26 protein-coding genes are annotated in these 26,378 nt (G+C 72.0%); 8 read left to right on the forward strand and 18 right to left on the reverse strand.

The window, feature by feature from the left end; all coding sequences use genetic code 11:
- Positions 1-172 precede the first annotated feature (172 nt).
- A complete protein-coding gene (locus AN216_RS10220; protein WP_070196333.1) occupies positions 173-1,570 on the reverse strand; it encodes an MFS transporter in 1,398 nt (465 codons plus the stop codon).
- 166 nt (positions 1,571-1,736) lie between these two features.
- Here AN216_RS10220 and AN216_RS10225 point away from each other — a divergent pair, with 166 nt between their 5' ends.
- On the forward strand, positions 1,737-2,684 hold the full coding sequence (locus AN216_RS10225; RefSeq protein ID WP_070196334.1) for a LysR family transcriptional regulator: 948 nt from the start codon (positions 1,737-1,739) through the stop codon (positions 2,682-2,684).
- A 159-nt stretch (positions 2,685-2,843) separates the two neighbouring features.
- On the opposite strand, the gene AN216_RS10230 is transcribed toward AN216_RS10225, so the two are convergent.
- On the reverse strand, positions 2,844-3,596 hold the full coding sequence (locus tag AN216_RS10230) for an alpha/beta hydrolase family protein (protein ID WP_070196409.1): 753 nt from the start codon (positions 3,594-3,596) through the stop codon (positions 2,844-2,846).
- Between the two features lie 175 nt (positions 3,597-3,771).
- Between AN216_RS10230 and AN216_RS10235 the strand changes: the two genes are divergently transcribed.
- A complete protein-coding gene (locus AN216_RS10235) occupies positions 3,772-4,965 on the forward strand; it encodes an adenosine deaminase (protein WP_070196335.1) in 1,194 nt (397 codons plus the stop codon).
- 148 nt (positions 4,966-5,113) lie between these two features.
- Positions 5,114-5,431: a hypothetical protein gene (locus AN216_RS10240; protein ID WP_070196336.1), complete on the forward strand. Its 318-nt coding sequence runs from the start codon at positions 5,114-5,116 to the stop codon at positions 5,429-5,431.
- Between the two features lie 132 nt (positions 5,432-5,563).
- Here the strand turns inward: AN216_RS10240 and AN216_RS10245 are convergent, their stop codons facing one another.
- The 5 genes from AN216_RS10245 to AN216_RS10265 form a co-directional block, all read right to left on the reverse strand.
- Complete coding sequence (locus AN216_RS10245) at positions 5,564-5,761, reverse strand: PspC domain-containing protein (protein WP_070196337.1); 198 nt, start codon at positions 5,759-5,761, stop codon at positions 5,564-5,566.
- Positions 5,762-5,829: 68 nt separating this feature from the next.
- Positions 5,830-6,453 (reverse strand): VanZ family protein, encoded by a 624-nt coding sequence (locus AN216_RS10250; protein WP_244502399.1) that lies wholly within the window; start codon positions 6,451-6,453, stop codon positions 5,830-5,832.
- A gap of 95 nt (positions 6,454-6,548) precedes the next feature.
- A complete protein-coding gene (locus AN216_RS10255; RefSeq protein ID WP_244502400.1) occupies positions 6,549-7,214 on the reverse strand; it encodes a hypothetical protein in 666 nt (221 codons plus the stop codon).
- On the reverse strand, positions 7,211-8,893 hold the full coding sequence (locus tag AN216_RS10260; RefSeq protein WP_170843082.1) for a sensor histidine kinase: 1,683 nt from the start codon (positions 8,891-8,893) through the stop codon (positions 7,211-7,213). The genes AN216_RS10255 and AN216_RS10260 overlap by 4 nt, the downstream gene beginning before the upstream one ends.
- Positions 8,890-9,567, reverse strand: a complete 678-nt coding sequence (locus AN216_RS10265) for a response regulator transcription factor (protein ID WP_170843083.1) — start codon at positions 9,565-9,567, stop codon at positions 8,890-8,892. The genes AN216_RS10260 and AN216_RS10265 overlap by 4 nt, the downstream gene beginning before the upstream one ends.
- A 204-nt stretch (positions 9,568-9,771) precedes the next feature.
- Between AN216_RS10265 and AN216_RS10270 the strand changes: the two genes are divergently transcribed.
- On the forward strand, positions 9,772-10,593 hold the full coding sequence (locus AN216_RS10270; protein WP_070196340.1) for a SigE family RNA polymerase sigma factor: 822 nt from the start codon (positions 9,772-9,774) through the stop codon (positions 10,591-10,593).
- A 180-nt stretch (positions 10,594-10,773) separates the two neighbouring features.
- On the opposite strand, the gene AN216_RS10275 is transcribed toward AN216_RS10270, so the two are convergent.
- Positions 10,774-11,412: a uridine kinase family protein gene (locus tag AN216_RS10275; RefSeq protein ID WP_070196341.1), complete on the reverse strand. Its 639-nt coding sequence runs from the start codon at positions 11,410-11,412 to the stop codon at positions 10,774-10,776.
- A gap of 158 nt (positions 11,413-11,570) precedes the next feature.
- Positions 11,571-12,371, reverse strand: coding sequence for an ArsR/SmtB family transcription factor (locus AN216_RS10280; RefSeq protein ID WP_070196412.1), 801 nt, complete (start codon positions 12,369-12,371; stop codon positions 11,571-11,573).
- Between the two features lie 213 nt (positions 12,372-12,584).
- Between AN216_RS10280 and AN216_RS10285 the strand changes: the two genes are divergently transcribed.
- The gene (locus tag AN216_RS10285) at positions 12,585-13,118 is read left to right on the forward strand and encodes a hypothetical protein (RefSeq protein ID WP_070196413.1); all 534 of its coding nucleotides are present in this window, start codon (positions 12,585-12,587) and stop codon (positions 13,116-13,118) included.
- A 68-nt stretch (positions 13,119-13,186) separates the two neighbouring features.
- On the opposite strand, the gene AN216_RS10290 is transcribed toward AN216_RS10285, so the two are convergent.
- The 6 genes from AN216_RS10290 to deoC form a co-directional block, all read right to left on the reverse strand.
- Positions 13,187-13,681: an NUDIX hydrolase gene (locus tag AN216_RS10290; protein ID WP_070196342.1), complete on the reverse strand. Its 495-nt coding sequence runs from the start codon at positions 13,679-13,681 to the stop codon at positions 13,187-13,189.
- Between the two features lie 154 nt (positions 13,682-13,835).
- Positions 13,836-14,348: an NUDIX domain-containing protein gene (locus AN216_RS10295; RefSeq protein WP_244502401.1), complete on the reverse strand. Its 513-nt coding sequence runs from the start codon at positions 14,346-14,348 to the stop codon at positions 13,836-13,838.
- Between the two features lie 97 nt (positions 14,349-14,445).
- A complete protein-coding gene (locus AN216_RS30115; protein ID WP_476755929.1) occupies positions 14,446-15,054 on the reverse strand; it encodes a hypothetical protein in 609 nt (202 codons plus the stop codon).
- A gap of 514 nt (positions 15,055-15,568) precedes the next feature.
- A complete protein-coding gene (locus AN216_RS10305; RefSeq protein ID WP_070196415.1) occupies positions 15,569-16,420 on the reverse strand; it encodes an aldehyde dehydrogenase family protein in 852 nt (283 codons plus the stop codon).
- A gap of 82 nt (positions 16,421-16,502) precedes the next feature.
- A complete protein-coding gene (locus AN216_RS10310) occupies positions 16,503-17,942 on the reverse strand; it encodes an aldehyde dehydrogenase family protein (protein WP_070196343.1) in 1,440 nt (479 codons plus the stop codon).
- A 5-nt stretch (positions 17,943-17,947) separates the two neighbouring features.
- A complete protein-coding gene (gene deoC, locus AN216_RS10315; protein ID WP_070196344.1) occupies positions 17,948-18,991 on the reverse strand; it encodes a deoxyribose-phosphate aldolase in 1,044 nt (347 codons plus the stop codon).
- Between the two features lie 110 nt (positions 18,992-19,101).
- On the opposite strand from deoC, the gene AN216_RS10320 reads away from it, so the two are divergent.
- Entirely contained in the window at positions 19,102-19,989 is an 888-nt protein-coding gene (locus AN216_RS10320; RefSeq protein ID WP_079166452.1) for a PH domain-containing protein, read from the forward strand.
- 81 nt (positions 19,990-20,070) lie between these two features.
- Here AN216_RS10320 and AN216_RS10325 read toward each other — a convergent pair whose 3' ends face one another.
- The 3 genes from AN216_RS10325 to AN216_RS10335 all read right to left on the reverse strand — a co-directional run bounded on the left by AN216_RS10325 (position 20,071) and on the right by AN216_RS10335 (position 23,517).
- On the reverse strand, positions 20,071-21,825 hold the full coding sequence (locus tag AN216_RS10325) for a phospho-sugar mutase (RefSeq protein ID WP_070196345.1): 1,755 nt from the start codon (positions 21,823-21,825) through the stop codon (positions 20,071-20,073).
- A 257-nt stretch (positions 21,826-22,082) separates the two neighbouring features.
- The gene (locus tag AN216_RS10330; protein WP_070196346.1) at positions 22,083-22,913 is read right to left on the reverse strand and encodes a purine-nucleoside phosphorylase; all 831 of its coding nucleotides are present in this window, start codon (positions 22,911-22,913) and stop codon (positions 22,083-22,085) included.
- A gap of 166 nt (positions 22,914-23,079) precedes the next feature.
- Positions 23,080-23,517, reverse strand: coding sequence for a gamma-glutamylcyclotransferase family protein (locus AN216_RS10335; protein ID WP_070196347.1), 438 nt, complete (start codon positions 23,515-23,517; stop codon positions 23,080-23,082).
- A 119-nt stretch (positions 23,518-23,636) separates the two neighbouring features.
- On the opposite strand from AN216_RS10335, the gene AN216_RS10340 reads away from it, so the two are divergent.
- Both AN216_RS10340 and AN216_RS10345 read left to right on the forward strand, forming a co-directional pair.
- Positions 23,637-25,088, forward strand: a complete 1,452-nt coding sequence (locus AN216_RS10340) for an NAD(P)H-quinone dehydrogenase (RefSeq protein WP_070196348.1) — start codon at positions 23,637-23,639, stop codon at positions 25,086-25,088.
- 165 nt (positions 25,089-25,253) lie between these two features.
- Positions 25,254-26,276, forward strand: a complete 1,023-nt coding sequence (locus tag AN216_RS10345) for a DeoR/GlpR family DNA-binding transcription regulator (protein ID WP_070196349.1) — start codon at positions 25,254-25,256, stop codon at positions 26,274-26,276.
- Positions 26,277-26,378: the final 102 nt, after the last annotated feature.

Raw genomic sequence — 26,378 nt, forward strand, 5'->3', positions numbered from 1 at the left:
CACGCCGTGCCGACCACCGTACGGCCGTTTCGTCCCGGCGACGCCGCGCGGGACGTCCGCGAGAGACCGAGTCCGGCCTCGACCACGTCCTACGCAAGCGCCTCCCTGCCCCCGCGTGACCTGACGGGACAGCCCGCGGCCAACCCCGGGGACTCCGGCCGCCCCGATCCCCTCAGCCGGTAGCCACCGGCGCCCGCCGCCGCTGCCGTACGGCACTGCGGGTTGCGTACAGCGTGACACCACCGGCCAGCACCAGCGCCGTCAGCGCCAGGCCGGCCGTGGCGCCCCAGCCCGCCGCGCGGTACGCCAGCGCGCCGACGGTGCCGCCGAGCGAACTGCCCAGGTAGTACGCCATCTGGTACAGCGCCGCCGCCTGTGCCCGACCCTCGGTGGCCGTGTGGCTCACCGCGCCGGACGCGACCACGTGCCCGGTGAAGAAGCCAGCGGTGATCAGGACGAGGCCCGCGATCACGGCCACCAGGCTGTTCATCAGCGACAGCAGCAGCCCGGTCGAGGCCGTACCGATCGCCAGGTACAACGCGCCCCGTCGGCCCAGCCGCGCGGTCAGTCGACCGGCGAGCGTGGAGGAGACCGTGCCGACCAGGTAGATCACGAAGATCGAACCGGCCAGCCCCTGCGACAACCCGAAGGCGTCCCCCACCAGCCGGTAGCCGATCACCGTGTAGACCGCGCCGAAGACGGTCATGAACAGCAGCCCGATCGCGTACAGCCGCAGCAGCAGCGCGTTGCCCAGGTGCCCGCGCACCGTACGGGCGAAGGCCCGTGGGCTCGCCGCCGCGGGGGTGAAGTGCCGGGGCCGGGGCGCCAGCAACCGGAAGGCGACCGCGCACAGCAGCGCCATTACGCCCACCGTGGCCAGCGCGGCGCGCCAGCCGAAGCCCTGGGTCACCCAGCCGGTGAGGATCCGGCCACTCATCCCGCCGATACTGTTGCCCGCGACGAACAGCCCGACCGCCGCCACGAGCGCCCGAGCCCGTACCTCCTCGGAGAGGTACGCCATCGCTGAAGCCGGGATTCCGGCGATCGCCGCGCCCTGCGCGACCCGTAGGGCGATCAGCCAGCCCAGCGAGGGGGCGAGCGGCAGCAGCAGCGCCAGGGCGACGGCCACGGTGAGGGAGACGGTCATCATGCGGCGCCGGCCGAAACGTTCGGACAGGGCGCTGAGTGGCAGTACGGCCAGGGCGAGCCCGATGGTCGCGCCGGAGACCGTCCAACTGGCCTGGTCCGGGGTGACGCCGAGGTCGGCGGAGATGGTGGGCAGCAGTGCCTGGGTCGCGTAGAGCAGGCCGAAGGCGGCCAGCCCCGCGGCGAACAGCGCGAGCGTCAGCCGGCGATAGCCGGGCTCGCCGGGGCGGAGCTTGGTGCCGTCGGATCCCCCGCCGAGGCTGCCGCGCGCGGGCTTCGCGGTGTGTGCGTCGTCCACGGCGCCCGCGCCGTCCGTGCCGCCCCGGGGCGCGGGGGTTTCGCGGCGTCGAGCGTCGGGGGAGTCGGGTACGGATTCGGATGCGGCGCCCACGGTGCCCGTGGACGCCTTGGTATCGGCAGGCATGCCCCTGACGGTACGGTGACCCCACTCATGCGTCCAATGCACGAAGCACTCGGGAATGATCCGTAATCGCATGAGTCCAGTTGAGGCGAGCGGGACTCATCCGACCGGAACCGAAAGTGAAGCGCGCGACACCTCGCCCAGCCCGACCGGAAGTACGTGATCCGCCATGAGCACCCAACCGAGCCCAGCATCGAGCGCCGAACCAAGCACCGCCGCCGACTGGGCCACCGCCCTCACCCCTCGCCTCGCGCACTTCGTCGCGGTCGCCCGCCACGAGCACGTCACCCGGGCCGCGTACGACCTGGGCGTGCCGCAGTCCACCCTGAGCCGCTCCCTGTCCCGACTCGAAGCGGACCTCGGCGTGGCACTGCTGGCCCGGCACGGGCGTACGGTCTCGCTGACGCCGGCCGGGCGCACCTTCCTCGCCTCCGCGGAGCGGGCCCTCGCGGCTGTCGAGCAGGCGGCCGAGTCCGTACGCTCCGACGCCGATCCGGCGACCGGCAAGGTCGCGTTCGGCTTTCTGCACACGCTCGGTTGGGAGACCGTGCCGAGCCTGATCCGCGCCTTCCGTGCCGAACACCCGCGGGTACGCTTCGCGTTGGTGCAGAACTACGGCGCGGCGATGCTGGAACGCCTGCGCGCGGGGGAATTGGACCTGTGCCTGACCTCGCCGGTGCCGGACGCCGCGGACCTGGTCGCCCGGCGACTGGACGAACAGCGGCTGAGCCTCGTCGTGCCGGACGACCATCCGCTCGCGGCTCGTAGGCGCGTCCGGTTGGCCGAGGTGGCGGGGGAGCCCTTCGTCACCCTGGAGCCGGGTTACGGCATGCGGCGCATCCTCGAGTCACTGTGCGCGGAGGCGGGGTTCCGGCCGCGGATCGCCTTCGAGGGCGAGGAGGCGGAGACGATCCGCGGCCTGGTCGCGGCGGGCCTCGGGGTGGCGCTGCTGCCACCGCCGGCCATCGCGCGTCCGGGGGTGCACGAACTGACCGTCACCGCCCCGCGCGCGGTGCGCGAGATCGGTCTGGCCTGGTCGGCCGGACGTCCGGACACGGCGCCGGTGGCGGCGTTCAAGGAGTTCCTGCTGAGTCGGCGGGGACGACTGCTGGGCTGAGGTTCGGATCGATGGTCATCGTGGTGGTGTCGTTTGGGCTGGGAAGGCTCACGGTGGACGGCTGAGGCGCCGGGTGTTGCGCAGGAGCAGTTCTGACCTGCACGTGGGCGGCGCGACCAGCGCGCACCGCCGGCCGTACGTAGCGGGCTCTCCGTACGGTCAGCGCCCCAGGGAACGCCCGAAGCCCGCGGCCAGCGGCATCCGCAGGCCCAGCGGCGGGGGTGCGGCCAGCGCGTCCGCGAGCGGGCGGGCGAAGTCCCGCTCGCACACCGCGCCGAAGGCGAAATCCTGGGCGAGGGCGGCTACTTCGCGGCGGTGCCCGTGCAATGCGTGCCCGTCCGAGTGCACCTCGAAGCGGCACACATCCGGGTTCACGGCTTTCGCCCGCTCGGCCAGCCGGTACGAGTGCTCCGGATCGCTGTGCGCGTCATCGGCCCCCTGGACGAACAGGACGTGTCGGCCGACGAGTTGCTCCACCGGTTCCCTGGCCCCGGTCAGCCAGGGAGCGATCGCCAGCACGGCCACGACGGCCTCGTGTCCGCCGGCGCGCAGCGCGGCGCGGGCGCCGAGGTCCGTACCGATCAGGCAGACCGGCACGTCGCCGTAGCGCCGCACCACCTCCTGTACGGCCCATTCGGCGTCCTCGGCGGGGTGCGCCGCCTCGTCGTTCCAGCCGCGGTAGCGGTAGCGCAGGACATGCGCCGTCAGCGACTCCTCCATGCCCGCTCTGGCGAGTCCGCGTGCCATCCGCAGTGCGGCCGCTGCCGCGATCGGCGAGGGGCGGCGGGCGCTGCGGGGTTCGCCCCCGGGAAGCAGCAGGAGAACGCCGTGCGAAGCCCGACGTTCGCCCAGCGGCCGTCCCAACTTGGCGTCCCGGGGCGGCAGTCGTTCGGACGAAGCGTGCTGGGCCATGTCGGAACGATCCCAGAGGCGTGAGGGCTGCGGACCGGTGTGGTTGATCACTTTCCGGTAAAGCCGGCCCGGAGCGGCGGGGAGCGTGTGATCCGGTGGCCCCGCGGTAGCCGGGCATCGCCTCCGCGGGCGATTCCCCGTGGATGTCTACGCGCGTAGGAGCTACAGTACGGCAATGACGAGCGAGACCCCGAACACCGTTCCCACTCCGGAGCAGATCCGCCGCGCTCCCAAGGCGCTGTTGCATGACCACCTCGACGGCGGTCTCCGTCCGGCCACGATCATCGAACTCGCCCGGGAAACCGGCTACTCGGGACTCCCCGAGTCCGACGACGCCGACCGGCTCAACGCCTGGTTCCGGGAGTCCGCCGACTCCGGTTCGCTGGAGCGCTACCTGGAGACCTTCGCGCACACCTGTGCCGTGATGCAGACTCGGGACGCCCTCGTACGGGTCGCTGCCGAGTGCGCGGAGGACCTGGCGGCGGACGGGGTGGTGTACGCGGAGGTGCGGTACGCCCCCGAACAACACCTCGAGCGCGGGCTCACGCTGGAGCAGGTCGTCGAAGCGGTGAACGAGGGCTTCCGCCTCGGCGAGCGGCGGGCGCGCGCGGCTGGCAACCGTATCCGGGTGGGCGCGCTGCTCACGGCGATGCGGCACGCCGCGCGGGCGCTCGAGATCGCCGAGCTGGCCAACGGCTATCGCGACCAGGGCGTCGTCGGCTTCGACATCGCGGGTGCGGAGGCGGGCTACCCTCCGACCCGGCACTTGGACGCGTTCGAGTTCCTGAAGCGGGAGAACAACCACTTCACCATCCACGCGGGTGAGGCGTTCGGCCTGCCCTCCATCTGGCAGGCGCTGCAGTGGTGCGGCGCGGACCGGTTGGGCCACGGCGTGCGGATCATCGACGACATCGACCCCGGCGGTGCCGCCGGTGCCGGGGCTGTGAGTGACGCCAAGTCGGGGGAGGTGCGCCTGGGGCGGCTGGCGGCGTACGTACGGGACAAGCGCGTTCCGCTGGAGCTGTGCCCCAGTTCCAACCTGCAGACCGGCGCGGCCGCCTCGTACGCCGAGCATCCGATCGGACTGCTGCGGAGGCTGAACTTCCGGGCGACGGTGAATACCGACAACCGTCTGATGAGCGGCACCAGCATGAGCGCCGAGTTCGGTCATCTGGTGCGGACTTTCGGTTACACCCTGGACGACATGCAGTGGTTCACCGTCAATGCGATGAAGTCCGCGTTCATCCCTTTCGATGAACGACTTGCGATGATCAACGAGGTGATCAAGCCCGGGTACGCCGAGCTGAAGGCGGAGTGGCTGTTCCATGCCGCGGCCCCGGACAACGGGCTGACCAGCGCTTCCGGCTAGCCACGACGCTCGGCGAGGAGATGCGGCACGGATCCCGGCTCGGGGTTCGGGCGTCATCCCCCGCGGTCGCGTCGTGCTTGTGACTCATGACGGATTGTGGCTACGTTCACGGGACTTGCCACCCCCGTCATAGAGGACGTAGTTAGTCATGAAGCACGGAACGATCAAGACCCTCGGCGTGACCGCGCTCGGAGCCGCGTTCGCCGTGTCCGGCGCTGGCGCCGCCTCAGCCGCCGACCTCACCGGTCCCGTCGAGGACGTCACCGGAGGCACGGTCTCCGCCTCGCCGCTCAAGCAGCTGACGCCGGGCTCGGAGGCACCGCGTACGCTCCCCGCCGAGGCGAACGGCGCGTCCGACGCGCGGAGCGGCCTGCCGGGGAACGTCTCCGCGGACGGTACCCAGCAGCTGCTGGGTGGCATTCCGCTGGCCGGTGGCCTGACCAACGGCGGTCTGACGAACGGCTGACGGCTCGTCGCGGTCGGCCCGCACCGGTCGCTCGGGGCCCCGTGGTGCTGAGGCACGGCGGGGCCCCGACACTGGTTTCGGTGCCGGCGCCGGGCACCGGCCTGCGCCTGTCACCGCCGGGTGCGCCGGTCGTCACCAGGCCGAGCGCTTGCCCTCCTCCGGCAGCAGAATCCACAGCGCGAGATAGAGCAGCACCTGTGGACCCGGAAGCAGGCAGGAGACCAGGAAGATCGCGCGCATCGTGGTCGGTTTGGTGCCGAAGCGGCGGGCGAGTCCCGCGCACACGCCACCAATCATCCGGTTGTCCTGTGGGCGGACCAGTGCGGTCATGATGTGCCTCCCGGCACGTTGTGGTGTGGCGGACACTTCCAACGTACGAGTGCCACGCAGGAGAGGCGTCAGACGAGCGAGCGATACCGACCCTGGAAGCTCTCGGGGGTGTGGACCGCGCCCTGCACGGCCCGCGTGCCGCCGCCTTGCTCCGCTGGCGGACGGCTCGCCGCCCCGGTACGTCGACTCGCCGCCCCGGTACCCCGATCCGCGGCCCCAGCCCCGGGGCCGACGGGCCCGGAGCGGGCCGCAGGGGTCGCCACGTGGCGCGACAGTCGCCCGCGGACGAACGGATAGACCAGCAGCTGGGCCAGCGCGATGCCGGTGAAGTGCAGGATCAGCGTGTCCACGTTGACCGTACGCCCGGGCACCCCCGCCTCAAGGACCCCGAAGGCGAGCGTGATCAGCAGGCCGGACAGGATCGTGTACGTCGCCGTCCCGAGCAGCGGTTTGGACAACCGGCCGAGCACGATCGGCAGCAGCACGCCCAGCGGGGAGAGCAGCAGTAGTCCGCCGCCGATGTTCTCCAGCGCGGCTGTCGGCCCGGCGGCGAGGTCGGCCCGGATGGTGGCGAACGGATGCAGGTTGCTGGGGCAGACCCAGGGCACCGCACGCGGACGCAGCAACATCCAACCGAGGGCCAGCGAATGCAGGACGAGCAGAGCGAAGCTCGCTGCGCGGATACGGGACACGGAAACGCCGCCGTGGTCATGACGCTGCACGGGGAAAAGGACGTCACTCGGCGGACTCCGGTTCCGAGTCGGAGTGTGAGCCGCTACACGAACGGTCACGCCGTGGTGCCGGCGCTCGCCGCGTCCTTCGGCTCGTTGCGCAGCTGTGTTCCACAGGTGTAGCGCCGCAGTTCGGCGTCCTCGTCCTCCCGCGGACCGCCCAGCAGCACCGTGTTGTCGTTGTCGGCGGCGCCGGACTCGGCGTAGGAGCACACGAGCTGCGCGAGGGCGTACGCCGGCAGCGTGTCCAGCGGCTCGCTCAGCCGGATCGTGCCGGTCGGGTCGTCCGCGGCAGGCTCCTCGACCAGTAGGTCGGAGGGCACCTTGCTCTCGAAACCGGCCGCCCGCTCCTGCTGGTCGGGCCGTTGCTGGAGTTGGTCGAGGAGCACCCGGGCGAAGTTGTGCCGGGTCTCCGGCAGCCGTACGAGCCGCTCGGCGGGCACGAGTCGGGAACCGCACAGCAGATAGATCCGTACGGGCGCGCGGCCCGGCCCCACCCCATTGCTCTCGTCCTCCGGGAGCACGCAGGCGGCCCGGGACGGCGCCGCTCCGGCGTCCACCGGGACGGAAGTGGACTGGATGCCGCACCCGCTCGCCGCCACCCCGAGGCCGGCGAGCACGGCCGCGAGAACTATGCCGGGACGGCGACGAGTGTGGCGATGGACGGGACGGGCGCCTCGGCGGTTCGTACGGCGATCGGCGCGACGTGGGAGGGAGATCACGGCTGGCCTCCGTCGGTGTCCGGGCGGTCGGTACCCGGCGGGTGGTCACGCTGGTCGCGCGGGTGGCTCGTACCGGCATCGTCCGCGTCGGTGCGGTCCGCGTCGGCACTGTCCGCCCGCGAGCCGCCCTCCGCAGGGCCGTCGCCGTCGGCCGCCCCGTCGTTGTCGGCCGGTTCGCTGCCGTCCCGGGGCAGTCGCAGTGTGAACACCGCGCCGCCCTCCGACCCCTGGGCGTTCCGGGCGGTGATCTCGCCACCGTGGACGTGGGCGTTCTCCATCGCGATGGACAGGCCCAGGCCGCTGCCCTCCGATCTGGGCCGGGAGGCGCTGGCCTTGTAGAAGCGGTCGAAGACGTGCGGCAGGACGTCCTCCGGGATGCCCGGCCCGCGGTCGGCCACCTCGACCAGCAGCTCGCCCCGGCCGTCGGGCGCCTCAGTGGTGCGTACGGACACCCGCACCGGCGAACCGCCGTGCTTGAGCGCGTTCCCGATGAGGTTCGCCAGGATGACGTCCAGGCGTCGGGGATCGAGCCGCGCCATGATGCCCCGGTCCGCGTCCAGGTCGACGGCGTCCAGCCAGGCCCGGGCGTCGATGCAGGCTGTCACCTGGTCGGCCACGTCGACCGAGTCCAGGACGAGCTTGGCCGTGCCGGCGTCGAACCGGGTGACCTCCATCAGGTTCTCCACCAGGTCGCCCAGCCGTCGCGTCTCGCTGATCACCAGCCCGACCGCCGGGGCGATCAGCGGGTCCAGGTTCTCCTGCTCCTCCTCCAGCACCTCCGTGACCGCCGAGATCGCGGTGAGCGGCGTACGCAGCTCGTGCGACATGTCGGCGACGAACCGCCGCGAGGACTCCTCCCGGCCGCTCAGCTCCGCGACGCGCTTCTCCAGGGACTCCGCGGTCTCGTTGAAGGTACGGGAAAGCTCGGCGAGTTCGTCCGTGCCGGTGACCTTCAGCCGGGTGTCCAGCTTGCCCTCGCCCAGTCGCCGGGCGGCGTCCGCGAGTCGTCGTACGGGGCGCAGCACCCCGGTGGCCGCGGCCTGCGCCAGCAGCATGGCGCCGAGGAGTGCCACGGTGGTGGCGATGCCCAGCGACCAGGCCAGCGAGTTGAGGTCGTCACGCTCCGGCGCGAGCGACTTGAGCAGGTAACCGGTGGGTGCGGGCTGTTGCCCGACCAGCTTCCCGCCGCCGACCAGGTACGGTTCCCCGCCGAGCGTGATCCGCTGCCAGTAGAGGTGGTACGGGTAGGCGTTGGTCTCGGTGACCGGACGCTTCTGGTTCACCGCCGTGCGCAGCTTCCGCGGCACGTCCTCGTAGGTGAAGTCCTTCGCGCTGGAGGACACGGTGCAGCGCCTGCCGTCCTTGTCCTCACCCAACAGCACCACGTCGTAGCTCTGCGTGGTACGCGCCATCCCCAGCGCGGCTTCGCGGAGTTGCTCGCAGTCGAACCGCCGTGGCAGCTTCCCGGCCCCGTCCTCCATGGTCTGGCGGAAGTCGTTCAGCGCGGCGTCCTGGGTACGGGTGAGGACGGCGTCCCGGTTCAGCCAGTACGCGATGCCGGAGGCGGACACCGCGGCGGTCAGCGCGACGAGCGCGAAGACGACGACGAGGCGCAGCCGAAGCGTCGGCAGGAGGCTCGCCACCCGGCCACGGAGACCGCCGGGTGGTTCGTCACTCACGAGGGGGTGTCCAGCCGGTATCCGACTCCGCGCACCGTACGGATCAGCGTCGGGGACGACGGCACGTCCTCGACCTTCGCGCGCAGACGCTGCACGCAGGCGTCCACGAGCCGTGAGTCACCGAGGTAGTCGTGTTCCCACACCAGGCGCAGCAACTGCTGCCGGGACAGCGCCTGGCCCGGCCGCCGGCTCAGCTCCAACAACAACCGCAACTCGGTGGGCGTGAGTTGCAGATCCTCACCGCTCTTGGTCACGGTCATGGCCGCACGGTCGATGACGAGCGAGCCGAAGGAGGCGGAGTCGCTCGCCTCCCGTTCACCGCGCCGCATGACCGCGCGGATACGGGCGTCCAGCACCCTGCCGTTGACCGGCTTGACGACGTAGTCGTCCGCTCCCGACTCCAGACCGACCACGACGTCGATGTCGTCGCTGCTGGCGGTCAGCAGGATGATCGGGAGTTGGTCGGTGCGGCGAATCCGGCGGCACACCTCGAAGCCGTTGATCCCGGGCAGCGCCAGATCGAGCACGATCAGGTCGGGCCGCTGCTCGCCGAGCAGCTTGAGACCGTCCTCGCCCGTCGCCGCGGTCACCACGCGGTGGCCCTGGCGGGACAGACCCATCTCCAGGGCGGTACGTACGGAGTTGTCATCCTCGATCAGCAACAGGAAAGCCACGCGCGCCATTCTGGCCTATCGCCCCCCGAGACTTCGACCGCGAGGGCGGGACAACCGCGCGTGACAACGGCCACTGATTCCGGATACGGCGCAACCGCGCTTGTGACAGCCCTGTGACAGTCGGGGGACCCCGTCATGAAACTGGGCCGCCAGGATATTTCTCAGCAAGCAGGCGAACGGCCGGGTCCCAGAGGAGGGCGCGAGATGAACACACTGCACAAGGCGACGAACAGCGCAGTCATTCACACGCGTCTGCACGTCTCGACGGTTCCCGCCACCCGGACCCGCGTATCAGGGGAGAGCGCGGGCCGGGTCGCCGAGAAGTCCGGTGTCACGGGCGGGCGGGGGTGCGCACGTGGCACCGGACGGCAACGTCCACCGCACATCAGCGCGGTGGAGAGCCCTGGGGGAGGGGCTCCGGGGGGAACACGGGGGAAGGGCGAGTACGGGGAGGCCGACGCCACGGGGGCGGCGCCGACGGACCGGTCGGAGGGGGCGGACGCCGAGACGGCGTTCACCGACTACGTCCGAGAGCGCCGGGCCTCCCTGTACGCCACCGCCTATCACCTCACGGGGGACCGGTACGAGGCGGAGGATCTGCTACAGAGCGCGCTGTTCTCCACTTACCGGGCGTGGGACAGGATTTCTGACAAGGCGGCCATCGGCGGCTATCTCCGCCGGACCATGACGAACCTGCACATCAGTGCCTGGCGGCGACGCAAGCTGAACGAGTATCCGACCGAGGAGCTTCCGGAGTCGCCGTCCGCCGACCACGACGCGATGCGCGGTACGGAACTGCGCACGGTGTTGTGGCAGGCGCTCGGTCGCCTTCCGGAGACCCAGCGGACGATGTTGGTGCTGCGCTACTACGAGGGCCGGACGGACCCGGAGATCGCCGAGATCATGAGCATCAGCATCGGCACGGTGAAGAGCAGCATCTGGCGCTCGCTGCGTCGGCTGCGGGACGACGAGGTGCTCAGCTTCGGCCGGGACCAGGAGGAGTCCTTCGGCGAACTGGTCGCCTGAGGCCGGAAGGCACTCAGGTACACGGGGGAAACAGCGGGGGATACGGGGGATACGGGGGACGCGGAGCGGGTTCGGCCGGCGGGGGGGCCGGCGGAACCCGCTCCGTCCGTCTGTCCGGCGCGACCCGGAGGTACCTACGCCCGGGGCGCGCCCGGTCGCGTCCCGCCGCTGTCGGCCCGGTCAAGCCTCCACGGAGTCGCGTGGCCGCAGTCCGGTTATTCGTGCCATCGCCTCGTCCCGCCCGCACGGATACGCCCCCAGGTTCCGGTGCCGCTCCACGATCGCGCCCTCCGCGCGCAACAGGGCCCAGCCGCGGCGGATCAGGAACGGCACCGACTTCCGCCCCTCCCGTACGTCGCGCAACAGCCGCCGCCGGAAGGTGGCCAGCCGCCCGCGCCGCAGGCAGATCGCGTCGGCCAGCAGGCCCAGTTCGCCGCAGGCTTCGGCGATGTCCGCGGCGAAGATGCCCTCCGCCACGAACAGTCGGGCCTCGCCCAGGTCCAGATCCGTCGAGCCGGTACGCGAGCTGCTGGCGATGTCGTAGACGGGGACGGTCGTACGCCCGTCGGCGCAGAGTGCGCGTACGGCCGTCACCGCGGCGTCGGCGTCCCAGGACCCGGGGGCGTCCCAGTCGGTGCCGCCGCCCGGCAGCCGCGGCAGGGTCGGGTCGCCGTCCTCCTTGTAGAAGTCGTCGAGTCGCAGCACCGGCAGGCCGGCGCGCGCGGCGAGTCGGGTCTTTCCGGAGCCGGAGGGTCCGGTCAGCAGGATGACGCGGGCCGGTCGGGGTGCACGGTCGGGGGAGGCGGCGCTGGAGGTCACGAGAGCCCATTGTCGGGCATGCCCACGCGCCTGGCACGGGGCCGTCCCCACCGGCTTCGGCGCGGGGTGTACGAGCCGCACGCGACGCGGTTCGTACGCGCCCGACCGCGGGCGCCGGCGGGGACGGTCGGTACGTCCCCGAGGCCGAGCGGGAGCCGCTACGCGGCCGTCGGGCCGCCCTCCAGCATGGTCTTCAACTCGGACAGGAACACCACCCAGCCGCCGCGCACGCCTTCCAGCATCTTGCTGTCCGGGCTGTCGAAACCGTCGTGCGTGATGGTCAGTTTGACGCCCAGCCTCGCCTCCTCGGCCGGCTCGATGTCGAAGCTGACCTTGGACCGCTCCTTGCGCGCCTCCTCGAACTCCTCGTCCGTGAAGCCGAACATCTCCTGGTGCATGGGCAGCAGCGAGTGCCAGGTGTACGACAGCCGCTTGCCCGGCTCGGCCTCCAGCACCCGCTGGCCCAACTCCTCGAACTCCCCCTCCGGGTGCCACTTCCAGCGCACCGGCGAACCGACCTCCCAGGTCGACTCGGGTCCGGTGCCGAGGAAGTAGACCTTGATGAACTCCGGGTCGGTCAGTGCCTCGTAGAGCTTCTCGGCGGTGGTGTGGATATAGATCGTGTAGACGAACTCGGGCTTGCTCACGGTGGCTTGTCCTTCCAGCGATTGTTTGAGTGTGGAGAGAGCGGCGAGGTGCCCGCGCTCGTATCGGCTGATCCAGCGGTCGGACAGCTCCTGGATGGGCACCGGGTTGAGGTAGTGCAGCTTCTCCCGCCCGTGCCGGACGACGGTCACCAGTTGGGCCGACTCCAGCACGGTCAGGTGTTTGCTCACCGCCTGCCGACTCATCTCCAGGCCCTGGCACAGCTCGCGAAGGCTCTGCCCGTTGCGCGCGCTCAGCCGGTCCAGCAGCCGTCGCCGACTCGCGTCACCGAGCGCCTTGAACACCGCGTCCACGTCGCACCCCACATCTCTCCCTACCCAGATTGGCAACCAAAAGGTTGCATGTCAAGAATGGCCTGCGTCGATCGCCACCGCTGTGGTCGTTCGTACGGTCCGCCCAGGGCTGCCGTACGCCGGTCCGGCGTGTGCGCGAGCGATCTCCCGCACCTGCGGACCGGACTGCCCGGGGGTTGGTACGGGCCGGGCACCGTCGGCCATACTGGCGCCGTGGAGCAACGTATTGACCAGAACATGCCGCCCGTGAACGTGGCCGCGAGCGACCCCGCGCGCATCCCAGGCCTGGTTCCGACGGAGCCGGAGGAGGCGAACGAACGAACAGAGTCCGAGGAGGCCGAGGGGTCCGCCGTGCGGACCCCTGACCCGGATGAAGCGGAGGCGGAAGCCCCGGCGGACACGGACGCGGACGAGGACGCGGACACGGACGAGGCGACCAGGGGCGAACCGGCCGCCGAGGACACGGACTCGGACGCCGTCACCTTCGAGGCCGCCGACCGCCGGGGCGGAGCCCAGGCCGGCCCCAGCGGCATCCACTTCACCCTCGACGACCAGGAGACCTCGTTCACCTGGGAGGAGGTCGGCTCCGTCGAGCACAAGGTCTCGCTGACCGGGCGCTGGTTCCACGTCGTCGTGAGCACCGTCGGTCATGGGCGCTACCAGGTCGACGTGTCCACCAACCGGAAGCGCGCCAAGGAGTGGCAGGGCGAGCTGGAGGCCGTCCTGGACGCCTACTTCGAGGCCTGATCCCGGTGGGTCGCTCTCCCGGCCCGCGCGGGGTCGCCGGACGGCTCGGTGCCACCGGAGCGCCCGGGTCAGCGGGCCCCCGGGGACGGGTTCGGCACGAAGCCGAAGTCCACCGGCTGTGGTACGGCCCCCGGCCGACGACCCGCCAGCAGCTCCGCGAGTCGTGGCGGCCACAACGGCTCGGCGGCCACGGCCAGTTCGTCCGGTGACCACCAGTGCCAGCGCAGCATGCCCTCCGCCGCCAGCACGTCTGCCACGCTCTGGCTCGGCTCCCTGGTCGGCCCGTGCGCCAGGAAGATGTGCTCGTGTTGGCGGACGGGCACGCCCTCCCGGGTGAAGTCGTGCTCCCAGGTGCACAGCAGCGGGCCCGGCCGTAGGTCCGTCCAGCCGGTCTCCTCCCGCAACTCGCGCTCCGCGCCCGCCCGCGGTGTCTCATCCGGCTCGAGGCCGCCGCCGGGCATCGCCCAGTGCACCCCGACCTCCTCGTCGTCGTAACGAAAGAGGAAGAGGGCGTCGCGCGGATCGAGCACGGCGATCCGGGCCGCCGGTCGAGGAGTTCGCATATCAGCAGCGTAGTCCGGATGGCGCGCCGGTCGGTATCCGGCCGGGATCGCGGGGCTACGACAGCCGGCCGGGACGCGGCGCTCGTACGGACCTTCCCACGGCGGTCTACACGTCACGGCGGTTCACACGTCAGGGTGCCGCGGCACCGCGGCGTCAGGCTTCCGCGTCCCAGCCGCGCAGGGCGAACGAGGGTCGCTGGCCGCGCAGGTGCTGCCGCAGCGCGCCACCCGTGGAGGGCACGAACTCGGGCGGCAGGGCGTCCGTCGGCATCCAGCGGGCCTGCGCGTGCTTCTCCGGCTCGCGGTTGGACAGCTCGCCGCTCCAGTCGTACGTCGCGAAGACCACCGTCAGATAGCTGGTCGGCGCGTCCACGCCCCGGGCGCCGTGGATCACATGTGCCAACTCCAGGTTCCCGGAGTCGACCAACAGGCCGGTCTCCTCCCGTAGTTCCCGTATGGCCGTGGCGGCGACCGACTCGTACGACTCCCGCTTGCCGCCCGGCAGGTCCCACAGACCGGGGGCGAAACGCGCGCCGTGCGCGCGTTGCACGAGGGCGACCCGCCGCCGTGCCGTGTCGTGCGCGATCACGGCAGCGACCAGCCCCGCGCGCGGGTCCGTCGGAGGCGCGGCCGGGGACGGTTCGGGCGCGTTCTGTCGGTCCAGCACGGCATGCTCTTCCTGGGCGAGTGGACGGTCCTCCGCCTCGAACTATCCCAGACGGTACTGACAGTGCCCGGTCACGCGCCCCGGGCGAGCAGCGCTGTCAACCGGCGTCGCAGCGCCCCGGCCCGGCCACCCGGGGCGCGGCCAGTTCACGACGTGGCAGCCGCAGCGCGGCACCCTCCCGGCCGCCGTCCAGCAGGGCGGCGCCGGCGCGCAGCCACTCCGGGTCCGGCTCGACGCCCAGGAATCCGGCGAGCCGCGTGAGTTCGCCGTACGGTTCGCGGACGAGGTCGGCGTAGCTCAGGGAGGTACGCAACGGCGCCGGTACCCGGGCCGGGGCCGCCGTGCCCAGGGCGGTCAGCTCTGACCAGATGGTGCTGAAGTCGCGTAGGGGCATCGGGCGGTCCCGCAGGGCGGTCAGGTCGAAGGCGTCGTCCTGGATACCGGCCAGCCCCGGATAGTGCCGCCGCAGGAACCCCGGTTCGAGCTTCTCGAACGAGTCCACTCGAGGTTGCAGCACGGCGGCGGCCCGGAAGCCCATGTGCCGGCTCCTTGACAGGGCACAGTACGGACCGTCCCGGAAGAGACGGACGAACCGGGCGTACGGGAAGTGCCGGTGTAGCCGACCCACCATGGGCAGCGAGTAGCCGGAACGTTCCACGACCGTGCGTCGCTCGTCGCCGGTGTGCGCGGCCAGCAGTTGGAACAGCCGCTCGTAGTGCTGGGCGACGGGGGCCGCCGGCTGTTTGCGGACGTACGGTGCCGCTGGCGGTCGCGCCGTCGCGGGAGTAGAGGAACTCCGGCAGCGGCAGCCCGTCCCGCACGAGGCGGTCGAAGTAGCGGTGTGGCTGGTTCAGCAACCGCCAGAAGTCCTCGCCGTCGAGGTCCCCTTCCGGAAGGCAGTCGTTGCCGAGCACCGAGAAGAACTCGTTCAGGCTGAGCGGCCGCGGATGCAGGTCGACGATCTGGGACAGCGCGGTGGGGCCGCTGCGCCCGGTGCCCACCACGAAGGTCAGCGGGAGAGGGGACATGAGACGGAACCCCCCGAGTCGTAGCGCTGCCCGGAGGCCGTGCCGCCATCCGCCGAACCGGAGGCGGCCCCCGCGTGTGCCCGGGCGATCGGTTCGACAGCGTACGGCACTTCGCCGCCGCCCGATCACCGCCCGGTCGCGGGTCAGTGGGCCTCCTCGGTCACGGCACGGTCGTAGCTGAGTCGTCCCCGCTCAGCTGCCGACCGGGTGCCAGACCGTCTTGGTCTCCAGGAACGGCAGCATCCGTGCGGTGCCCGGGTCGCCGCGCCAGTCCGGCTCCCGGTCCGGCGCGGGACGTACCACCCGCTTGAGGTTGTCCGCCGCGGCGATCTCCAGGTCGCGCGCCAACTCCGGGCCGGCGCCCGCCAGGTCGATGGCGTTCACGTCCTGGTGCGCCGCCAGCGGGGTGCCCAGCTCGCTCGCACGCCCGGACAGGACGTTGACCACGCCGCCCGGCAGGTCGGAGGTGGCCAGCACCTCGGACAGCGACAGGGCGGGGAGGGGGCGTTCCTCGGAGGGTACGAGCACCGCCGTGTTGCCGGTGACGATCACCGGAGCGAGCACCGACACCAGCCCCAGGAACGAGCACCGCCGAGGCGCCAGCACCGCCACCACGCCCGTCGGCTCCGGGGAGGAGAGGTTGAAGAACGGCCCGGCGACCGGGTTCGCGCCACCCGCCACCTGGGCGATCTTGTCGGCCCAACCCGCGTACCACACCCAGCGGTCCACGGCCGCGTCCACCCGGCCGGCGGCCTTCGCCCGGGACAGGCCCTCACCGGCGGCGACCTCGCCGATGAACTGCTCCCGCCGCCCCTCCAGCATCTCCGCGATGCGGTAGAGGATCTGGCCGCGGTTGTAGGCGGTGGCGCCCGACCAGCCGCCGACCGCCTTGCGGGCCGCGACCACCGCGTCCCGGGCGTCCTTACGAGACGCCAGCGGCGGGTTGGCCAGCCAGTTGCCCTTGGAGTCCGTCACCTCGTACACCCGTCCGCTCTCCGAGCGGGGAAACTTGCCGCCGACGAAGAGCTTGTAGGTCTTCAGCACGCCGATCCGCGCCGACGTGGCCGCGCCCTCGGTCCCGCCCGCGCGGGAACCGGCCGTGCCGCCCGACTTGGCCGACTTGGATTCAGACATCGAGGTACGCCTCCAGACCGTGCCGGCCGCCCTCGCGACCGTATCCCGACTCCTGGTAGCCGCCGAACGGCGAGGTCGGGTCGAACTTGTTGAACGTGTTGGACCAGACGACGCCGGCCCGCAGTTGCTGCGCCATCCTCAGGATGCGCGAGCCCTTCTCCGTCCAGACGCCGGCGGAGAGCCCGTACGGCGTGTTGTTGGCCTTCGCCACCGCCTCGTCCGGCGTACGGAAGGTCAGCACGGACAGCACCGGTCCGAAGATCTCCTCCCGCGCGATCCGGTGCGCCTGTGTGACGTGGGTGAACACGGTCGGCGCGAACCAGTAGCCGGAGCTGGGCAGTTCGCAGTGCGGGGACCAGCGCTCGGCGCCCTCCGCCTCGCCGGCGTCGGCCAACTCGGTGATCCGGGCCAGCTGCGCCGCGGAGTTGATCGCGCCGATGTCGGTGTTCTTGTCCAGCGGATCGCCGACGCGCAGCGTGCTGATCCGGCGCTTGAGCGCGTCCAGCACCTCCTCGGCAACGGACTCCTGTACGAGCAGCCGGGAGCCCGCACAGCAGACCTGCCCGCCGTTGAAGTAGATGCCGCTGACGATGCCCTCGACGGCCTGGTCGATCGGCGCGTCGTCGAAGACGATGTTCGCGCCCTTGCCGCCCAGCTCCAGGGTGAGCTTCTTGGCGGTGCCCGCGACCGTACGGGCGATGGACTTGCCCACGGCGGTGGAGCCGGTGAACGCCACCTTGTCGACGCCTTCGTGCGCGACCAGTTCGGCGCCCACCGGGCCGTCGCCGGTGACGATGTTGACGACCCCGGGCGGCAGTTCGGCCTGTCGGCAGATGTCGGCGAAGAACAACGCCGACAGCGGCGTGGTCTCCGCCGGCTTCAACACCACGGTGTTCCCGGTGGCCAGCGCGGGCGCGATCTTCCAGGCCAGCATCAAAAGCGGGAAGTTCCACGGGATGACCTGCCCGGCGACGCCGAGCGGGCGTGGATCGGGGCCGTATCCGGCGTGGGGCAGCTTGTCCGCCCAGCCGGCGAAGTAGAAGAAGTTCGCGGCGACCTGTGGCAGGTCGGCGTCCCGGGTCTCCCGGATCGGCTTGCCGTTGTCCAGTGACTCCAGTACGGCCAGTTCCCGGGAGCGCTCCTGCAGGACGCGGGCGATCCGGAAGAGGTACTTCGCGCGCTCGGCGCCCGGCAGCGCGGACCACTTCGGGAAGGCGGCGCGGGCGGCTCGTACGGCCGCGTCCACGTCCTTCGCGCTGCCCTGCGCGACCTCGGCGAGCACCTCCTCGGAGGCGGGGGCGACGGTCTTGAACACCTTGCCGTCGCTCGACTCGCGGAACTCGCCGTCGATGAACAGCCCGTAGCTCGGCGCGAGCTGGACGATCGCGCGGGACTCGGGCGCGGGAGCGTACTCGAATACGTCGAAGGCCATGGTCTTCAGTCCACCGTCACATAGTCGGGGCCGGAGTAGCGCCCGGTGCTCAGCTTGTGGCGCTGCATCAGCAGGTCGTTCAGGAGGCTGGACGCGCCGAAGCGGAACCAGTCCGGGGAAAGCCAGTCGGCGCCCGCGGTCTCGTTCACCAGCACCAGGTACTTGATCGCGTCCTTGGCGGTACGGATGCCCCCGGCCGGCTTCACGCCGATCTGGACGCCGGTGGCGGCACGGAAGTCGCGTACGGCCTCCAGCATCAGCAGCGTGTTGGCCGGGGTGGCGTTGACCGCGACCTTGCCGGTGGAGGTCTTGATGAAGTCGGCGCCGGCGAGCATCGCCAGCCAGGAGGCACGGCGGATGTTGTCGTACGTGCTCAACTCGCCGTTCTCGAAGATCACCTTGAGGTGGGCGAAGCTGCCGTCCGGGCGCTCGCACGCTTCCCGTACGGCGCGGATCTCCTCGAGGACCTCCAGGTAGCGGCCGGCGAGGAAGGCGCCGCGGTCGATCACCATGTCGATCTCGTCCGCCCCGGCGGCCACCGCGTCCCGGGTGTCGGCGAGCTTGACCGGACGTGCCGTGCGGCCGGCCGGGAAGGCCGTGGCCACCGAGGCCACGTGCACGCCGGAGCCGGCCAGCGCCTCCTTCGCGATCGCCGCCATGTCCGGATAGACGCAGATGGCGGCGACGCGTGGGGCGGTCCGGTCGCTCGGGTCCGGCGTGATCGCCTTGGCGCACAGCGAGCGGACCTTGCCCGGGGTGTCGGCCCCCTCCAGGGTGGTCAGGTCGATCATCGAGATGGCCAGGTCGATGGCGTACGCCTTGGCGGTGGTCTTGATCGAACGGGTGCCCAGGGTCGCGGCACGGGCTTCCAGGCCCACCGCGTCCACACCGGGCAGGCCGTGCAGATAGCGGCGCAGCGCGGCCTCGGACGCGGTGACGTCGGCGAAGGCGGCGTCGGCTGGAGCCGGGCTCTGCCCGGCGCGAGGGGCGGTCGGTGGAGTCGAGGCGGTGGCGGTTGGCTCGGGGGGCACCGTGGAGGCGGAGGACATGCTCACCAGACGAGCATATCTACGCGCATAGCGTCCGTCGATGCGCTGGCGCGGGGATCGATGCCGGACCGCAATCGTCGACGCCCGGGCGGTCCGGCACAATCGCCAGCATGACGAGGGAGCAACAGGGCGAGCACGGCGCGCGGAGTGTGCGGGGCGAACCGGACGAGTCGGACCAGCCGGGCGAGCGGGACCAGCCGGGCGAGCGGGATGGCGCGATCTCCGCGGAGGAGTCGGGAGAGGCGGCGACCGAGGCGCGGGCAAAGGCGGCGGAGGAGCCGGCGCAGGGCGCCGAGCCGGCGGACGAACCGGGACGGCCGGCCACGTCCGAGGAGGAGGACCAGCCTCGTACGAGCGGGCGACCGGCCGACGTGCCGAAGGTCGCCGACCGGTGCTACCGCTCGCCGTCCTCCGTCGTCGGCGGTGTGACGCTGCTCGTCGTCGGCGGCTGGCTGAGTTTCGACGCCGTGCTGAACGGCACCGGCCGTACCCCCGCGATCACCTTGGCCACGCTGCTGTGCGTCGTGCCGCTGGTGGTGGCGTACACCCTGCGTCCCGCGGTCTTCGCCGGCCGGGAGCGGCTGCGCGTACGGAATCCGTTGCGCACCATCTCCGTGCCGTGGCCGTCGGTGGAATCGCTGCAGGCGGCGTACACCAGCGAGGTGATCGCGGACGGCAGGAAGTACCAGCTCTGGGCGATCCCCGTCTCCCTGAAGGCGCGGAAGAGCGCCAACCGGCACAACGAGCGGGTGCAGTCCGGCCGGAGCCCGCGCGGCATCCTGGGCTTCGGTCGCCAGGCGGGTGGCACGGAGTCGGTCGAGAAGCGTGCGGCGACTGACGAGTCGATGGCCGAGCTCCGGGAGCTCGCGCTGCGGCACGGTACGGACGGCGTCGACGCGGTGACCCCCGGTGCGGTGACGGTGCGCTGGGCGTACGAGATCCTCGGCCCCGCCGTGCTGGGCGGGATCGCCCTGGCGGCCCTGCTCATGACCCGCTGACGGTGGGGGCTGGGCCGAACCGGGGCCAGCGGCGCCGGGGCGGCGTCGCGTGACCACGCCGCCCCTCCGCGTCAGACGCGCTCAGATCCCCGCGGCCTCGGCCAACTCCGCGGCCAGCCGCGCCAGGACCTCCCGGGCCTGCGTACGCGCGGCGGGCAGCGCGCTCGCGTCCGAGACCGGAACCACCACCTCCAGGTAGCACTTCAGCTTCGGCTCGGTGCCACTCGGCCGCACCACCACGCGAGCCGTCCCGTCGGCCAGGACGTACCGCAGGCCGTCCGTGGGCGGCAGCGGCGTGCCGCTGACCGCGCTCACCGCGGTGCCGGCGGTCAGGTCCTCGGTGGCGGTGACCGGTAGGTCGGCCAGTCGTCGGGGCGGCCGGTCCCGCAGCCGTGCCATGACCGTGCCGAGCGCGGACAGCTCCGTGACCCGCACTGACAGTTGGTCCGTCGCGTGCAACCCGTGCTCCACCGCCAGGTCGTCCAGCAGGTCGGTGAGCGTACGGCCGGACTCCCGCAGCTCGGCCGCGAGTTCCGCGACGAGCAGGGCCGCGGTGATGCCGTCCTTGTCGCGTACGCCCGCCGGGTCGACGCAGTAGCCGAGTGCCTCCTCGTAGGCGTAGCGCAGCCCGTCCACCCGGGCCAGCCACTTGAAGCCGGTCAGCGTCTCCTCGTACGGAAGCCCGGCCGCGACGGCGATCCGGGCGAGGAGCGCGGAGGACACGATGGTCGTGGCGAAGGTGCCACGGGCATGCCGGTGCACGAGGTGGGTCGCGAGAAGCGCGCCCACCTCGTCACCGCGCAGCATGCGCCAGCCGGCTCCGGGGTCCGGCCCGGGGTCGGGTCCGTCGGGTCCGTCGGGTCCGTTGGATAGGGGCACGGCGACGGCGCAGCGGTCGGCGTCCGGGTCGTTCGCGATCACCAGGTCGGGCGCCGGCTCCAGGGCGCGCGCGGTGGCGAAGGCGAGATCCATCGCGCCTGGTTCCTCTGGGTTGGGAAAGGCGACGGTGGGGAAGTCCGGGTCCGGCTCGGCCTGTTCGGTGACCGGCACGGGTGCCGGGAAGCCGGCGCGCACGAACGCCTCGCGCAGCGTACGGCCGCCCACCCCGTGCAGGGCCGTGTGCACCACCCGGATCCCGCGGGGCGAGCCCTCGGTCAACACGCCGCCGGCGCGGGCCAGGTAGGCGTCCACCACGTCCTCGTCCAGGGTGGTCCAGCCCTCCTCCGGTCGGGGTACCCCGGTGAGTGGGCCGACCGCGGCGATCTCGGCGGCGATCCGCGTGTCATGGGGCGGGACGAGCTGGGAGCCGTCGCCGAGGTAGACCTTGTAGCCGTTGTCCCCGGGTGGGTTGTGGCTGGCGGTGACCATGATCCCGGCGACCGCGTCCAGGTGACGTATGGCGAAGGCCAGCACCGGCGTGGGTAGCGGGCGCGGCAGCAGCGCCGCCCGTAGCCCGGCGCCGGTCAGCACGGCGGCGGTGTCGCGGGCGAACTCGGCGCTCTTGTACCGGGCGTCGTACCCGATCACGACGAGACCCGCTGGTGCTGCTGGTCCCGCTGGCTCGGCCGCCGCCGGCCCGCCGCCGGCGTACTCCTCCGTACGCAGGTACGCCGCCAGCCCGGCCGCCGCGCGGATGACGACGCTCCGGTTCATCCGCATCGGCCCCGCGCCCAGTTCGCCGCGCAGGCCCGCCGTGCCGAACTGGAGGGTGCCGGCGAAGCGGTCGGCCAGCGACTCGGGGGCGGTGTCGAGCAGTTGGCGCAGTTCCTCGCGGGTTTCCGGGTCGGGGTCCTCGGCCAACCAGGCGTGTGCCTGCTCGATGGGGTCGCGGTGCACGGGTTCCTGCCTCTCGGGCGCGCGGGCGTACGGGGTGCGGGCGGGACCGTGCCCCGTACGGGATGGGCGGACTACGGACGCGTGACCCGTACGGGAGGCGGGCCCTCGTACGGGAGGGTTCCTACGGGAGGCCAGGTACGGGACGCGGGTCCGTCGTGCGGGACGCTCGTGGGCGGGGTCCCGGGGCCTGGGCCTGCGTCTCGGTCCTAGGGGCCTGGTCTCGGTTCCGGGGGCCTGGCCCTGGGAGGTCTCCCCGCTCAGATCCGGTCGAGTACCCGTGCGAGCAGCGAACCCATCCGGCTGGCGGAGTCCCGACCGGCCTGTAGGACCTCCTCGTGGTTGAGGGGTTCGCCGGTCATGCCGGCCGCGAGGTTGGTGACCAGGGAGACCCCCAGCACCTCCGCGCCGGCCTCCCGCGCGGCGATGGCCTCCAGGACGGTGGACATGCCGACCAGGTCGGCGCCCATGGTCCGGAGCATCCCGATCTCCGCGGGTGTCTCGTAGTGCGGCCCGGTGACCTGTGCGTACACGCCCTCTTCCAGGGTGCTGTCGATCTCCTGGCAGAGCGCGCGCAGCCGGGGCGAGTACAGGTTGGTGAGGTCGACGAAGTGGGCGCCGACTATGGGGGAGGTGGCGGTGAGGTTGATGTGGTCCCGGATGAGTACCGGTTGGCCGGCCCGCATGCCGTCACGGAGGCCGCCGCAGCCGTTGGTGAGGATGACCGTCTTGCAGCCGGCGGCGACGGCCGTACGGACGCCGTGGGCGACCGGGCCGACACCGTGCCCCTCGTAGTAGTGGGTGCGGCCGAGGAAGACGAGCGCGTTCTTGTCACCGATCCGGCAGCTGCGGATCTTCCCGGAGTGTCCGGCCACGGCGGGCTGCGGGAAACCGGGCAGCTCGGTGACCTGGAGTTGGTGTTCGGGCTGGCCGAGCGCGTCCGCGGCCGGTACCCAGCCGGAGCCCATGACGAGCGCGACGTCGTGGCTGTCCACGCCGGTGAGTTCGCGCAGCCGGGCGGCGGCGTCCTCGGCGGTGGAGGCGGGGGCGGATGGGCCGTCGACGGTTTCCGGAGCGGAGGAAGCATTCACGCGCACGAGGGTAGCCCGTAATGGCCTACGCGCGTAGAAGGGGTTCGTAAAAGGAGCGCGAAAGCGGCGGATTCGTCTTCTCCGGCGCCCGGACGCACGCGGGCACCGCCGGACGCACGCGGGCGTGCGGGGGCGGCGAGCCGATGGCCATCAGAGCCGACGGCCATCAGCAGGGCCGCTTGCGCAGTTCCATCACGTAGTCGTGCGGTGCCCCCGCGGACTCGGCGGCCTCGGCGATCTCGCCGAGGTAGCGGGCCGAGGGCAGCCCGCCCTCGTAGCCGTTCAGGACGTAGCACCAGGCGGGCTCGTCACCGTCCAGGGTGTGCACACGCACCCGCATCCGGCGGTATATGTCCAGCCCGACGCCCTCCCAGCGGTCCATGGCGTCCTCGTCCATCGGCGCGATGTCGTAGAGCGCCACGAAGACCTGCGAGCGTGGCGCCTCCACCACCGTCGCCAGGGCGCCCTCCCAGCCCATGTGCTCGCCGCCGAAGGTCAGCCGCCAGCCGTCCAGCCAGCCGGTGCCGCGCAGCGGCGAGTGCGGAGCGCGGCGGGACATCAGCCGCGCGTCGAGGGTGCCGGCGTACGCGGCGAAGAGCGACATGAGGTTGAGGGTAACGGGAACGCCCCGGACGCTCTCAGCCCTACGGGCCCCGCCGCTCCGTCAGGAGCCCCGCCGGGGGTGGGCGCCGGGACACGGCGTCGGTACGAGACACTGGGAGCGTGAATCGGATCGTGATCATCGGTGGCGGGCCCGGCGGATACGAGGCGGCGCTGGTCGCCGCGCAGCTCGGGGCGGACGTGACGGTCGTGGACTGCGACGGGTTGGGCGGCGCGTCGGTGCTGACCGACTGCGTGCCCTCGAAGACGCTGATCGCGACGGCCGAGGTGATGACGAACTTCGACTCCTCACATGCCGAGTTGGGCATCCGTATCGAGGACGACACCCCGCCCATAGAGCAGGACGCCCGGGTGGTCGGGGTGGACGCGGGGAAGGTCAACCGCCGGGTCAAGCGGCTCGCCGCCGCCCAGTCGCACGACATCGCGGCGTCCGTCACCAGGGCGGGCGCGCGGGTGCTCGTGGGGCGTGCCCGGGTGGCGCCGGAACACGCGCCGGACGGCTCGCGCGAGGTGATCGTACGGTCCGGGGACGCCGGCGCCGACGAGCCGGAGGAGCGGCTGACCGCGGACGCCGTGCTGGTCGCCACGGGTGGTCACCCGCGGGAGATCCCGGACGCGCGGCCGGACGGCGAGCGCATCCTCAACTGGACCCAGCTCTACGACCTGGAGGAGTTGCCGGAGGACCTGATCGTGGTCGGGTCCGGCGTCACCGGCGCGGAGTTCGCCGGCGCGTACCAGGCGCTGGGCTCGCAGGTCACGTTGGTCTCCTCGCGGGACCGGGTGCTGCCGGGCGAGGACCCGGACGCCGCGGCGGTGCTGGAGGACGTCTTCCGGCGGCGCGGCATGAACGTCATGGCCCGCTCCCGCGCGGCCTCCGCCCGTCGGGTGGACGACCATGTCGAGGTGACGCTCAGCGACGGCCGCACGATCACCGGCAGCCACTGCCTGGTGGCGGTCGGCGCGGTGCCCAACACCCGGGACATGGGTCTGGAGGAGGCCGGGGTGCACCTGCTGGACTCAGGGCACATCCGGACCGACAAGGTCTCCCGTACGTCCGCCCCGGGGATCTACGCCGCCGGTGACTGCACGGGCGTGCTCGCGCTCGCCTCGGTGGCGGCGACGCAGGGGCGGATCGCGATGTACCACTTCCTGGGCGAGACGGTCGCGCCACTGAGTCTGAAGACGGTCTCGGCGAACATCTTCACCGACCCGGAGATCGCCACCGTCGGCTACTCCCAGGCCGACGTGGACGAGGGCCGGATAGACGCCCGGGTGGTGAAGCTGCCGCTGCTGCGCAACCCGCGCGCGAAGATGCAGGGCATCCGGGACGGCTTCGTGAAGCTGCTCTGCCGGCCCGGCACGGGCATCATCGTCGGTGGCGTGGTGGTCGCGCCACGGGCCAGCGAGTTGATCCACCCGTTCTCGATCGCGGTGGACAACAACCTCACGGTCGAGCAGATCGCGAAGGCGTTCACGGTCTATCCCTCGCTCACCGGCTCCATCGCCGAGGCGGCACGGCAGCTGCACACCCAGAAGGAAGCCGAGGAGCGGTGAACCCGTCCGCTGCTCCCCTGGCCTAACCGCGGGACGCCCTATACCACTTCGCGACCGATCACAGATGCAACTTCCGAAAATTGCCAGAAGGAGCTGAAATCGGTCCTCCTCGGCATTACGGTCAGTCTCGTGTTCGCTGCAGAACGTCGCCAATCGATCCTGGAAATGGTCCGGGCGAACGGAGCCGTGTCGCTCCGTGAGCTGGCCCGAGTCGTGCAGACCTCCGAGGTGACCGTACGCCGTGACGTACGCGCCCTGGAGGCCGAGGGTCTGCTGGACCGTCGGCACGGAGGGGCGGTGCTCCCGGGAGGTTTCGCCAGAGAGTCGGGCTTTCCACAGAAGGCCCTGTCCGCGCCCGCCGAGAAGACGGCCATCGCTGACCTCGCCGCCGGTCTGGTGGGGGAGGGAGAGGCGGTGGTGGTCGGCGCGGGTACGACCACCCAGGAGCTGGCCCGGCGGCTGGCGCGGGTCGCCGGGCTGACCGTCGTCACCAACTCGCTGCTGGTCGCGCAGGCGCTCGCGCACGCCAACCGGGTGGAGGTCGTGATGACCGGCGGCACCCTGCGCGGCTCCAACTACGCCCTGGTGGGGAGCGGCGCGGAGCAGTCCCTGCAGGGACTGCGGGTCTCCCGCGCCTTCCTGTCCGGCACGGGCCTCACCGCGGAGCGTGGCCTGTCCACCTCCAACATGCTCTCCGCCAGCATCGACCGGGCGCTCGTACAGGCGGCCTCGGAGGTCGTCGTCCTCGCGGACCACACGAAGCTCGGCACGGACACCATGTTCCAGACCGTGCCCACGGACACGATGGCGCGGCTGGTGACGGACGAACCGCCGATGGGCGACGGTCGGGCGGCGCGTGAGTTGCAGGCGCTGGCCGATCAGGGCGTGCAGATAGCGGTCGCCGGCGCTGAGCCGGGCGCGGGCGGTTCCCTGGCGGAGTACGGCACCTCCGGGCGTACGCCGGGGCACGGCGGTGCGGCGTCCGGGCACGGCACCGGCGGCTCGGTCGCCGCCTCCGGTCCGGTTACCGGGACGGCTCCCGGCCCGGCCGGGGCGCGCCGGGAGCCGTTGCCCGGCCAGCGGCGTGCCAGGCCGCCGTCGCGCGGGCAGGCCGGGCCGGGAGTCCCGCCCGGGCCCGGGACGCGGGGCGGGCAGCAGTCCTCGGCGTTGCCGGAGGCGTACCGCTGACGTGCGGTTGGCATGCTGGTGAGGTGCGGGCTGGCGTGTGGACCCGCCGGACACGGGGACACGTACGCGCCGGGTCGGGTGACTCGCTCATAAATCGGTTGC

The organism is Streptomyces oceani, assembly GCF_001751245.1.
In the GTDB taxonomy this organism is placed as follows: domain Bacteria; phylum Actinomycetota; class Actinomycetes; order Streptomycetales; family Streptomycetaceae; genus Streptomyces; species Streptomyces oceani.

Coding starts and splice junctions, on each gene's coding strand:
- AN216_RS10270 (WP_070196340.1), top strand. CDS start 9,772: ATGAACACACTGCACAAGGCGACGAACAGCGCAGTCATTCACACGCGT.
- AN216_RS10310 (WP_070196343.1), bottom strand. CDS start 17,942: ATGGCCTTCGACGTATTCGAGTACGCTCCCGCGCCCGAGTCCCGCGCG.
- AN216_RS10345 (WP_070196349.1), top strand. CDS start 25,254: ATGGTCCGGGCGAACGGAGCCGTGTCGCTCCGTGAGCTGGCCCGAGTC.
- AN216_RS10230 (WP_070196409.1), bottom strand. CDS start 3,596: ATGGCCCAGCACGCTTCGTCCGAACGACTGCCGCCCCGGGACGCCAAG.
- AN216_RS10225 (WP_070196334.1), top strand. CDS start 1,737: ATGAGCACCCAACCGAGCCCAGCATCGAGCGCCGAACCAAGCACCGCC.
- AN216_RS10245 (WP_070196337.1), bottom strand. CDS start 5,761: ATGACCGCACTGGTCCGCCCACAGGACAACCGGATGATTGGTGGCGTG.
- AN216_RS10240 (WP_070196336.1), top strand. CDS start 5,114: ATGAAGCACGGAACGATCAAGACCCTCGGCGTGACCGCGCTCGGAGCC.
- AN216_RS10335 (WP_070196347.1), bottom strand. CDS start 23,517: ATGTCGCTCTTCGCCGCGTACGCCGGCACCCTCGACGCGCGGCTGATG.
- AN216_RS10220 (WP_070196333.1), bottom strand. CDS start 1,570: ATGCCTGCCGATACCAAGGCGTCCACGGGCACCGTGGGCGCCGCATCC.
- AN216_RS10290 (WP_070196342.1), bottom strand. CDS start 13,681: ATGCGAACTCCTCGACCGGCGGCCCGGATCGCCGTGCTCGATCCGCGC.
- deoC (WP_070196344.1), bottom strand. CDS start 18,991: ATGTCCTCCGCCTCCACGGTGCCCCCCGAGCCAACCGCCACCGCCTCG.
- AN216_RS10235 (WP_070196335.1), top strand. CDS start 3,772: ATGACGAGCGAGACCCCGAACACCGTTCCCACTCCGGAGCAGATCCGC.
- AN216_RS10320 (WP_079166452.1), top strand. CDS start 19,102: ATGACGAGGGAGCAACAGGGCGAGCACGGCGCGCGGAGTGTGCGGGGC.